General features: G+C 61.4%; 6 protein-coding genes. 1 reads left to right on the top strand and 5 read right to left on the bottom strand.

Annotated elements, in window-relative coordinates; genetic code table 11:
- Positions 1-198: 198 nt before the first annotated feature.
- Both HY011_08950 and HY011_08945 read right to left on the bottom strand, forming a co-directional pair.
- Positions 199-5460 carry a putative Ig domain-containing protein gene (locus tag HY011_08950; protein ID MBI3423053.1) on the bottom strand — a complete coding sequence of 1754 codons (5262 nt, stop codon included), beginning with the start codon at positions 5458-5460 and terminating at the stop codon, positions 199-201.
- A gap of 557 nt (positions 5461-6017) precedes the next feature.
- Positions 6018-6380: a hypothetical protein gene (locus HY011_08945; protein MBI3423052.1), complete on the bottom strand. Its 363-nt coding sequence runs from the start codon at positions 6378-6380 to the stop codon at positions 6018-6020.
- A 40-nt stretch (positions 6381-6420) separates the two neighbouring features.
- Between HY011_08945 and HY011_08940 the strand changes: the two genes are divergently transcribed.
- Complete coding sequence (locus tag HY011_08940; protein MBI3423051.1) at positions 6421-8898, top strand: protein kinase; 2478 nt, start codon at positions 6421-6423, stop codon at positions 8896-8898.
- Positions 8899-9658: 760 nt separating this feature from the next.
- Here HY011_08940 and HY011_08935 read toward each other — a convergent pair.
- The 3 genes from HY011_08935 to HY011_08925 all read right to left on the bottom strand — a co-directional run bounded on the left by HY011_08935 (position 9659) and on the right by HY011_08925 (position 11829).
- Positions 9659-11080 carry an MATE family efflux transporter gene (locus tag HY011_08935; GenBank protein MBI3423050.1) on the bottom strand — a complete coding sequence of 474 codons (1422 nt, stop codon included), beginning with the start codon at positions 11078-11080 and terminating at the stop codon, positions 9659-9661.
- A gap of 177 nt (positions 11081-11257) precedes the next feature.
- The gene (locus HY011_08930; GenBank protein ID MBI3423049.1) at positions 11258-11569 is read right to left on the bottom strand and encodes a DinB family protein; all 312 of its coding nucleotides are present in this window, start codon (positions 11567-11569) and stop codon (positions 11258-11260) included.
- Positions 11569-11829 (bottom strand): DinB family protein, encoded by a 261-nt coding sequence (locus HY011_08925; protein MBI3423048.1) that lies wholly within the window; start codon positions 11827-11829, stop codon positions 11569-11571. Before HY011_08925 ends, HY011_08930 begins: the two co-directional genes overlap by 1 nt.
- Between the last annotated feature and the right edge of the window lie 7 nt (positions 11830-11836).

Genomic DNA, 11836 nt, shown 5'->3' with positions numbered 1-11836 from the left:
GTCCCGCTGCGCGGCTTTTTGCCATACACCGAAGTGAAAACCGATCTAAGGCGGAACAACAACGCGGACTGAATCACTGCCAGAAAATAAAGTGCGCGCAAAAGAAAAAGCTGAGAGCATCCCTCTTCTGGATTCACTCTCAGCTTTGTTTGCGGGCCTAGCGCAACCGCGCTAGGCGCTCGTCTTGCAGCCGAATTGTTATTGTGGCTGGCGCTCGCTGCTGGCTTGAATCAGCCAGGCGCCCGTCGCTTGGCGGAAGACGGCGCGATCCATGCGTCCGTCACCATCGTAATCGCCCGGCACGGCGATGTCGTTGTAGGGCGCGTAGCCAGCGCCCCACAGCGTCTCTTCGGCCTGTTGGTCTGAGCTACGCAGCACGTACCAGCGGCCTACAGAGGCGCGCCAGACGGCGAGGTCGGCTTTGCCGTCGCCGTCGTAATCGCCAGGTAAGGGCTGGTCTTTGGCCGCGCCGAATTGCCGTTCGAGTTCCGCGCCGTCGCTCGATTGTCGAATCAGCCACGTGCCGGTGGCGCGTTGGTACACCGCCAAGTCGGCCCTGCCGTCGCCGTCGTAATCCGCCGCGACGGGTTGATCGCCCGCCGCGCCGAATTGCCAGGTCAGGCGTTTGCCGTCGTGGCTGCGTTCGACCTGCCATTCGGCGGTGGCCGCGTCAAAGAGCGCCAGATCGGTCAGGCCGTCGCCGTCGAAGTCCGCCGCGACAGGCGCCAGCGTGGCGCTTGGCAGCACGTCCGCCAGTTGGCGCGTGACGATGACGCCGGTGCTGCTCTGGCGTATCAGCCAGTGCGCCGCCGCCGGGCAATAGACGGCCAGGTCTACGCGCCCGTCGCCATCGTAGTCGCCAAAGGCGGCTTGGTCTGCGGCTTCGCCCAGGTTGTAGGTTTCGCTGAGGCCGCTCTTGCTCAGCCTGAGCGTCCAGGCGTTGCCCTGGCGCGTCAGCAAGTCGCTCTTGCGGTCGCCGTCGAAATCCAGCGGCGCAAAGAAACTAATGCCGATGTTGACCGTGTAGCTTCGTGAACCCGTGCAAGCGCCCTGCGTCGCGGTGATCGTGAAGGTATGGCTGCCCGCCGCCGCCGGATAGCCAAACAGCAACGCCGCTCCGTTGTAGAACGTCACGCCCGACGGCAGACTGCCCGTCAGCGTGTAGGTGTAGCTGCCCGCTGGCGAAGCATTGACCGACTGGTTGTAGAGCGTCCCGACCGTGCCCGTTGTGGCAATACTCGGCAGCGTGATCGTCGGACAACCGCCGCCGCCAATCACCACTGTGTAATCGCGGAAGCCCGTGCAGCCGCCAAACCCGCTGGCCGTGACGCGGAAGTTGAAGGTGCCGTTCGCCGTCGGCGTCCCGCTCAGCAGGCCTGTCGCCGGATTAAGCGACAAGCCGCCCGGCAGCGCGCCGCTCGTCACGGCGAACGTGTAATTGCCACCCGCCGGACTCGCCACGATGTTCTGGCTATAGGCCGTGCCCACCGTGCCATTCGGCAACGAAGCGGGCGCGACCACAACCGTCGGGCAAGTGATCACCAAAGCGTAACTTTGCGTGCCGCTACACCCACTGGCCGTTTGCGCCCTGACGGTAAAGCTGTAAGTGCCCGTCACCGAAGGCACGCCGCTGATGACGCCCGTCGCCGTGTTCAGCGTCAAGCCGCTCGGCAAATTGCCCGTGATGATGGCGAAGGTATAACTGCCCGCCGGCGAGACACTCACCGTTTGTGAATATGCCACTCCGGCCTGCCCGTTCGCCAGCGCGCCCAACGTGATGGTTGGGCAGGCAATCGTCACGGTGTAGGTGTTGGAACCATTGCACGCACCCGCGCTGGCGCGAATGGTGAACGTGAAACTGCCGTTCGTGGTGGGCGTGCCGGTAATGGCCCCAGTGGCAGCGTTGAGCGTCAAGCCGGTCGGCAGTGCGCCGCTTGTCACAGCGTAACTATACGTCCCCGCTGGCGAGGCCGCGACCGTTTGACTGTAAGCCGTCCCCACCGTTCCGCCCGGCAAACTTGCCGGACTGAGCGTGATGGTCGGGCACGTCACCACCAACGTGTAATCGCGGAAGCCCGTACAACTGCCAAAGCCCGAGGCCGTGATCCGGAAGTTGAAGGTTCCGCTCTGCGTCGGCGCGCCGCTGAAACTGCCATTGCTGTTGAGCGTCAAGCCCGCCGGCAACAGGCCGCTCGTCACCGCGAAGGTGTAATTGCCGCCCGCCGGACTGGCGCTGATGGTTTGCGCATACGCCGTATTGATCGCGGCCCCCGGCAGACTCGCCGGATTCGCCGTGATCGTCGGGCAGACGACCGTCACCAAGAGCTGCGCATTGGTCGTGGCCCCGCAATTGTCCGTGATCGGCACCGTCACCGTGTAATTGCCGATCAACAAGGCATTGAGGACGGTCACCACGCCATTGCTCTGATTGAGCAGCACGCCCAGCCCGCCGTTATTTGGCGCCACGCTCACGCTGCCGACCATGAAGGTGCCGTTGTCGCTGGGGCCGCTGGCCGGCGGGATCGTCGGCGTCGTAGCAGCGACCACCGTCGTCGCGTTGTAGCTCAGCATCGGCGGCATATTCGGCGTCACCGTAACGGTCGGCGTGCCCGTGCCCGTTGCGTTCTGATTGTCGGTCACCACCAGATTGAAGGTCGCCGTCGTCGCCGCGCAGGTCGTCGAGACATTGGCGGTGACACTGCCGTCGGCGTTGATCGTCACGCCGGAGACTGTCACGCCGTTCGAGGTGGCCGTCGTCGGGTTGCCGTTGATCGTGATGCCGAGCGTGTTGGCCGCTTGATCGGGGTCAGCCGCCGTGGCGATGGTGAAGCTGGCCGCATTGCTGCCCGCCCTGACCGTAATCGTGTTGCTGCTGATGGTCGGCGGCGTGTTTTGGACTTCAAACGCGCCGATGTCGCTGTTGTCGCCGCTCGTGGCCGGCGCGATGTTCGGATTGTCTTTCGGGCGCGGCTGGCCGCGTTGGTCAGTGGTCAGGCCGAAGGCGTTGCCCTTGTCAATCGCCGGGCTGCCAGGCAGCAGCGCGTGCGTCGGCGTCGGCCCGCCGTTGTTTTGCAGCATCCCAAGCATGGCATTGATCGGCGAACCGCTCGTGCCGACTTGATCCGCCGTGCCGGTGAAGCCTGTGCTGCCCGTGCCGATGCCGATCAGGTTGTAGCCGCTGGAACTGAACGCGCCGCTGACATCCGCCGCCGCGCCGTTCGTGCCGATGTTGCCCGCGATGAGCGTGTTCTTCACCGTCGCCGAGCCGCCGCAACAACCATCGTAACGGAGGCCACCGGCGCTCTGCGCCCCGGTCGCCCCGGCAGCGGTGTTGCCCGTGATGGTGCTGCTGGTAATCGTCAGCGTGTCGCAGCAATACCAGACGCCGCCCCCATTATCACCCGTGCCATTGTCCACGTGATTGCCGCTGATGGTCGAGTTGGTGATGATCGTAGTGGCATAGGCTTCAACCCCGCCACCCACGCCGCCATTGCTGGCATAGGTGTTAGTGTTATTCGCGACCGTGCTGCCGGTGAGCGTCAGCGGGCTGCCAGCGCTGATGCCGCCGCCGCTTAAGGTGGTGGTGTTGTTGGTGATCTGGCTATTGGTTACGGTCAGCAGACCGGCGCTGAAACCGCTGTAAATGCCACCGCCGCAGCCGCAGCCTACAGCATCGGAGACACTGTTCCCGGTGACGATGACATTGGTCAGCGTGAGCGTGCCCTCATTGTCCAGACCGCCGCCTTGGCCGCTGAAGGAGTTCGGCCCGGTGGCGAGTCCGTTGCCGCCCGTGATCGTCAGCCCGCTGAGGCTGGCCGTCACGCCGCTGTTGACCTGGAAGACGCGGCTCGCGTTGTTGCCCGAAACGGTCAGCAGGTTCGCGCCTGTTCCTTGAACGGTCAGGTTCTTGTTCAGCAGAAGCTGCCCGCTGGTGAGCGTGATCGTCCGCGCCACATCGAAGAAGGGCGAGGCGAAAGTGATCGTCGCGCCCGGACAGGCGTCAATGATCGCCTGGCGCAAGCTGCCCGCGCCGCTGTCGTTAGTATTCAGCACGACGGGCGCGCCGTCGCAGCCGCCACCCTGAATGGCGAAGGTGTAAGGATTCTCGTCGCTGTCGTCGTTGGCAATGCTGACCGTCGCCGTGCGCGTGCCGACGGCGGAAGGATCGAAGACGATGGTGAAGGTTGTTGAGCTACTCATTGCAACTGGCGAAGTGGGCTGCGTCATGACCGTGAAGTCCGCCGCGTTTGTGCCGCTCAAGCTCACTTTGGGCGTGCCCGTCAGGTTGAGCGCGGCAGTGCCGGTGTTCTCGATGGTGAAGGTCTTCATCACCGTGCCGCCGCTGACCGCAGTCGAACCGAAGTCAGTGTCGTCGGTGAGCGACGGCGTGGTGTCGCCGCTGGCGATGGTTGTCGAGTTGCCCTTGACGTTGATTTCGGGCGCGGTGCTCGGCCCTGCAAAGTCCATCGAAGCGATGTAAAAGTTCGCCAGGTTGCTGGGGTTGGTATCGGGCGTGTAGCTGTAGTTTGGAACTGTTGTGTTCCAATTCGGATAAGGGGGCATGGTTGTACTGGTATAGGGACCATTGGGAACATTGGGATTATCGGGGTCGCAGAGGCATGTCTGCGGACACGCAAGGATATTCTCCGGGACGGTGCGATCCTCCGGGCCCAGGCCTGCACAGAAGAAGAAATCTATATTTCCCGCAAAGCAGTCATAATCACTGTACGTGTAACTCACTATTGGCCCTTGGATCTGGCCTGCTACAGTCAAGCTGTATACGGCGGAGGTGATGTTGGCCCCGGTCGTGTCGGTTGCGCCGAGATAGATCGGATTGCCATTTGTGTCGCTTTGTCTCGTGACCGTACCCAGTAAAGTCGTGCCATTGTAGACAGCCAAACTGGCAGTGAACTGCGTGCCTGGTCGTGCATCGTTTACCAGGAATGTGCCCACACCGGAAACGGCCGGGAAAGTCAGCGTCAGGGGGCCCCCGTTGGGCCGTGTCCAAAGCGTGAATTTGGCAAATGGGTATCTATTGCATGCCCCCGGGTTATTTGGATTGCAAACCAGACCGCTCCCGGCAAGCTGGCCTCCGATGGTCTTGCCGAGTGTCGAAGTTGCGCCGAACGTGGTGGGGACGGTACTTCCGTCCGAGCCCAGACTGTTCCACATCACCGAGTCGTTCGCGTTCAGCGCAGCTTGACTGGTGACTAGCACGATGTTGGCGGGCGCTGCCGGAATAGTCATCCTGCTCGCCGTCAGTCCCGCGTGGTAACTCCCCGTCACCGAAACCGCCGCGCTCAACCACGGCAGCGCCCAAACGCTCAGCGCCAACAAGGCGACTAAAGCTGTTGCCGTGACCGACGTGCGCAACGGTGCGCGCCGGCGTAGGGGGGAAGTTGCATTCGTTGCACCGCGTCGTCCGCTGGCGCGCTGGTTCAGTTTCGGCATAATCGGCATAAGAAGTTCCTCTCAAGGGTTAAGACCCAATGCTTGGGGGATTTGGTGGAACGCCGCACCGCGCGGCTAGACATTGAGGCGGACACACGGCTCAACCGTCGAGCGTGCGTCCGCGTGCGACGCGCTTGACGTCGCAGCAACAACTTGTAGAGATAGAAAACAGTGATCGAATAGGCCGGGAGGGAAAACCGCACTCCGCCCGGCGCGCGCCACGCAACCCAACAGACCGCAGGCGCAGATGCCGGTGAACGCATACGCTGCCAAATCAACACGAGCAAACACGGCCTGACTCATTGCTGCGCTGAACAGCAACGCGACCCGCTGGATGACACCAGCCTGCTTGCGCGCGATTTGTATATGGGCAGGCAGCTTGTTGTGGGGTGCGTCTGTACTGCAACGCAAGCTGCCGCGCTAATGTTACCCGGCGGGCCGCCGTTTGAAAATAGGCAACCTTTCAAAATTTGCGCCACCGCTAGCGTAAACTGTCTAGTTTTCAGGCATAACGGAAAACGGTGTGGGTTAAGGCAGGCCTGTTCACAATACAAAGGGGCAAAGAGTCAAAGGTTCAAAGGGCGGTAGTGGTGAAGTTCGGTGGGATGTGTCAGTAGCCCGCGTGTCAGCAAAGGCTGGCTTGGCGCAGAACAACCCTTGCTGACGCGCGGGCTACTGACACGGAAGGCAAGCCGCCGCTCCGGCTTGCACAGCTTTGTCCCTTTGTCGCTTTGCCTCTTTGTGTTGAAGCTGGTTCCCGGTTTTGACCCATTGAAATCGCCGTAGTGCCACTTTGCCACTTTGATGGATAGCCTTTGAACAAGTACCAAGCAGACTTTGCCGCGCGACTGCGGTATGATGCGCTTCGCTGCGGGGCGTTTGCTGACAGCGCGCTCGGCAGCCAACCCAAACAGGCAATTCTGCTTCATCTCAACATCACTCTTCTTTTGCAACCAAAGGTACAGCGGCGTGGCTCTCGAACAAGTCTCGCATTATCGGATTATTTCCAAGCTCGGCTCCGGCGGAATGGGTGAGGTGTATCTGGCCGAAGACCTCAACCTGGGCCGCCGCGTCGCGCTGAAGTTATTGCCCGAACGTTACACGCAAGATGCCGAACGCGTGCGCCGCTTTGAACAGGAAGCCCGCGCCGCCAGTTCGCTGAGCCATCCCAACATCATCACGATTTACGAAATTGGCTGCACTGCGCCGGAAACGGGTGGACGCCACTTCATCGTCACGGAATATGTCGAAGGCGAAACCCTGCGCGAACGTTTGCACAGCGGGCAATTTGAACATGAGCTGGCGCTGGAGATCGCTATGCAAATCGCCGCCGCGCTCACGGCGGCACACGGCGCGGGCATCACGCACCGCGACATCAAACCAGAGAACCTGATGTTGCGCCCCGATGGCATCGTCAAGGTGTTGGATTTCGGTCTGGCCAAGCTGACCGAAGCCGTGGCGGCGGAACACCCCGGCAGCGAGCAATCCACGCACGAAGTCTTTGACCCCGGCGTGACGCACGCCGAGACCGCCAGTTGGCACCACGATGATTGGTTTGCCACGGCTGATTTGCGCGCGCAACCCCAAACGCATCCCGGCATGATCCTGGGCACGCTGGCCTATATGTCGCCCGAACAGGCGCGCGGATTGAAAGTGGATCACCGCACAGACATCTTCAGTCTGGGCGCGGTGCTCTATGAAATCGTCGCCGGACGCCCGCCGTTTCAGGCCAAAACCACCGGCGATATGATCGTCGAAATCCTCGACCGCCAGCCGCCGCCGTTGCAACGCTTCGCCAAACAAGCGCCCGATGAGTTGGAATGGATCGTCGGCAAGGCGTTGGCCAAAGAGCGCGACGAGCGTTATCAAACCGTCAAGAGCCTGCTCAATGATTTGAAACGCCTGCAACGCCGCTTGCAATACGAGGCGACGCAGACTGACAGCGCGACCGGCGCGTTACGCCTGGCCAACAGCGGCAGCCTCGACCCCTCGCTGGATTCCGGCGGCATTCTCAGCGAATCGGGGCGCGTGCGTTCGGCGGAACGGCGCACGACACAGCCTTTCGATTCGCTGGCCGTGCTGCCGCTGGCCAATCACAGCCAGGACGCCAACGCCGCTTACTTGTGCGAAGGCATTGCCGAAAGCCTGATCGTCAATCTGGCGCGGCTCGGCCCCTTGCGCGTGATGGCCTGGAGCACCGTTGCGCGTTATCAGAAAAATCAAGACGACCCGCTAGCCATCGGGCGCGAACTAGGCGTGCGCGCCGTGCTGGCCGGACGCCTCTATCAATTCGGCGACAATCTGGTCATCAAAACCGAATTGGTGGATACGCAAGACGGGGCGCAACTCTGGGGCGAGCAATATCAGCGAGAGCTTGCCGACGTCTTTGCGCTGGAAGAAGAGATCGCGCGCGACATTTGCGAAAAGCTGCGGCTGCGTCTCGACAGCGAAGAGCGCGTGCGGCTGGTCAGACGCTACACCGACAATCACGAAGCCTATCAAGCCTATTTGCGCGGGCGGCATTACTGGAAGCAACGCAACGCCCAGGCCCTGCGCAAAGCCATTGAGAGCTTTCAACAAGCCATCGAATTGGATCAGGATTACGCGCTCGCCTATGCCGGGCTGGCCGATTGTTACGGCTTGGTCAGCATTTACGGCGCGGCCCCACCGCGCGCGATGATGCCCAAAGCCAAAGCCGCCGCGCTCAAAGCCTTGCAACTAGACGAAAGCCTGGCCGAAGCGCACACCTCGCTGGCCGTCTCGCTGGCTTGGTTCGACTGGGATTGGCAAACGGCGGAACTGGCCTTCAAACGCGCGCTCGAACTCAATCCGCATTATTCCATCGCCTGGCACTGGTACGGTTCGGTGCTGCTTTCGGCACAGGGCCGTCACGACGAAGCACTGGCCGCCGAGTTGCGCGCGCTTGAAGCCGAACCATTCACGCTGATTTACAACCTGCATCCGGGCTGGATTTGCTATCACGCGCGGCGCTACGACGAAGCCGTCAGCTACTACCAGCGCACGCTCGAACTCGACGATCAATTTGTGCTGGCGCATTTCTATCTGGGCGCGGCTTATGTGCAGTTGGCGCGCCACGACGAAGCCATTGCTTCGTTGCAACGCGCGCTAGAGTTGGCGGGCGGGCGTGGCGCGTTGATTCAGGCGGTGCTCGGTCACGCATACGCCGTCGCGGGCAAGGTCGAAGAAGCACACGCCATTTTGAACCAATTGCAAACCTACCCGCTCAACCGCGATGTCTCGCCGTTTTATCTGGCTTTGCTCAACGCCGGCTTGCGCGACCGCGAGCAAACGTTGCGCTATCTGCAAGAGGCTTTTGAAGAGCGCTTCAGTTGGATGGTTTGGCTCAAGAGCGAGCCAATGTTCGATTGGTTGCGCAACGAGCCGCGCTTTCAGGAGTTGTTGCGGGGGATGCGCTTGAGCAGTTGAGCTTCACGCCAAGTCGCCTGATTTGGCGGCCACTGGTTCAAGCGTGCGCGTCGTATGCTCGGTCACGCTCGACACCGGTTCTACGCCGGCATTGAGCGCGAGTTTGGAAGTCGTATCTGCCGTCGGCAAGCTAACTGGTTGGGACGTATGGTGAGACGTTGTACGCGGAAACAGCATAGGCGCGAGTCTTGCATATAACATCAGCAAAGTTCCGCCGAAAACCATCAATTGTCCAAGCAAACCAGCGAGGTCGCCCAGTTCGAACCTTTTCTCCACTGCCAGCAGTCCGGCCCCGCCGAACAGGACAGCGGCCCCACCGAAAAATAGCCAGGCTGAACGCGCCCTTTGTGCGGCTTGGTTCCGGGCAGGTTTAGACTCGGACAACTGGCGCGCCACTATCTGTTGAATGGCCTGCAACTCCAAGCCGCATGAGCGGCAGAAGCGTTGCGCTGCCGCCGCCTGCGTTCCGCAATTTGGACAATGCATTTGTGCTCCTTGACTGTGAATTGATCCGGGTTCGGTTTGCCATACGCGCAAACCACAAGGCAGGTTCGCGCGACTTGTCCAACTGACATTGGCACATTCAGGTTGTACTGAACACCACAGGCGCGGGTGTTTAGAGTTCCGCCTTTAGGCGGTCGGCGCGCCGCAGGCGTGTCAATAGCGCGCTTCGCGCGCCAGCCGCCTAAAGGCGGAACTCTGAACGCCCGCGCGCCACGCGGCATATTTCAACCATTGCTGCAAGTTCAGATGTGTTGATTTAGACCTTGACCTCTTTCCACTTCCCTTTCCGAAACGCCCACACCGCCACCACCGCCAGCGTAGATTCCGCAATCGTGATCGCCCAGAACGCGCCATTCGCCCCCCACTGCGCCCACAACGACAGCGCATAAGCCAGCGGCAACTGGAACGCCCAATAACACGCCAGATTGATCCACGTCGGCGTCAGCGTGTCGCCCGCGCCGTTGAAGGATTGCGTCATCACCATCCCGAAGGCGTAAAATACATAGCCATAACTGACGATTTTCAGACTCGCCACACCAATCGGCACGACCGCCGGATCAACCGTAAAGAACCGGATCATCGGCTCCGCAAAGAACAAAAAGACAATCGTCACCAAACCCAGGAAAATCGCATTGGCGAAGCCCGCAATCCAGACCGACTTTTCCGCGCGCTCCGGTTTGCCCGCGCCCAGGTTTTGCCCCACCAATGTCGCTGCCGCATTCGCGATGCCCCACGACGGCAGGATGGTCACGACGATGATGCGCATCGCTACGGTATAAGCCGCCACCGCCGGTGCGCCGAAATAGCCGACGATGCGCACCAGCCACATCCAACTGGCTGTGGCGATCAGGTATTGAAAAACGCCGCCAATCGAAATCTGCACAATCTCGCGCAACAGCGTGAAATCAGGCCGCCACTCCGCGCGCGTGATGTGGACGCGCCCGCTTTGCCGAAACAACAGCGAGAGTTGATAGAGCACCGCCGTGCCGCGCCCGATGGTCGTCGCCACCGCCGAACCGGTCACGCCCAATTCGGGGAACGGCCCCCAGCCGAAGATAAAACACGGATCGAGCACCAGATTGATCGCATTGCCGATCCACAACGCGCGCATTGCAAAGGCCGCATCGCCCGCGCCGCGAAAGACGGCGTTATTCAGAAAGAGCAGCATGATAATGCCGTTCGTGCCGAGGATGATTTGCCCGTAACGCCGCCCGCCCGCCAACACTTCCGGCGCGGCCCCCAGCGTCGTAAAGAGCAGCGACGTGCCAAAGAACGCAATCACGCCCAGCACCAGCGAAATCGCCGTGCCCAGCAAAATCGCCTGCGCCCCGGCCCGCCCGGCTGCTTGCGGATTGCCTTCGCCCACGCGCCGCGCCACCAGCGCCGTCGTCGCCATGCTCAAACCCATCGCAATGCCGAAGACCAGCACCAACAGCGCTTCGGTCGTGCCGACGATGGCGATGGCTTCCGCGCCCAGCCGCGAGACCCAAAAGACGTTGACGATGCCAAAGAGCGATTCCATCAGCATTTCCAACACCATCGGCACCGACAGCAAAAAGATCGCGCGCCCGATGCTGCCCGTAGTGAAATCCTGTTCGCTGCTGCCAACGGCCTGGCGCAGCGTCGCCCAAAGGCCGGGCGTGGCTTCGTCCTGCTTGGTTTCTAAAGTCGAATTCATAAGTGATTGCTCTAAACAGTACCGCGCGCGTCAGCAAGCGGCTATTTGCAGGAGACAAGCCGCTTGCTGACGCGCGCGGTACTGTCCCATCTTTAGGCACAAAGAAAAGAGCACGTCCACCCGGCGGTGTCGGCCAGGGCAACGTGCTCTCAACTGGCGCAACTTCAAGCTCGCTGTTTATTGCGGGAACCCGGCGGATTCCAACACGCGCTGAGCCTGCGCCAAATGCCTGCGCTCGTGCGCAATGGTAAGGCGTGCGGCGTCCAACAAGCTGTACGTCACCACACTCATCAACGGCGAAGTCATCACGATGCGGTCAGCCTCCACCGCCGCCAGTTGCTTGAGGAGTTCCGCGACCTCGCGTTGCTGGTCAACGAAGCGCGCCACGATCAGGGCATCCAGCGTGCTCTCACTCGGCTTGATTTTGGGCGGCGCTTTGAGCTTTTGCTTGGCCAGAGGCGACACCGCCTTGACCATGAACTTGCCCATCAAGCCCGGCAGCAGGGCACGCTTTCCCAGAAACTGGCCTTGTGCGTCCCACTCGCGGCGGCGGCCATAGGCGGCAGCATCTCGCGATTACCCGTCAACAGGTGATCCAGACACTGCGCCACGCTCCAACTCTCAGGCGCGGGTTTCCAATTCAGTTGGGCGGCATTGAGATGGCCGAACGTGGCCTGCGCATCGCGCGCAAGCACATCGGTTTCCGCCAGCAACTGTGGCACGGTTAGCGTAGTGAAATCCTGAATCATGGCGGTT

The sequence above is a fragment of the Acidobacteriota bacterium genome, from assembly GCA_016196035.1.
Lineage (GTDB): Bacteria > Acidobacteriota > Blastocatellia > RBC074 > RBC074 > JACPYM01.
The sequence above is the reverse complement of the archived record's forward strand: the minus strand, read 5'-3'. Positions and strand labels throughout refer to the sequence as shown.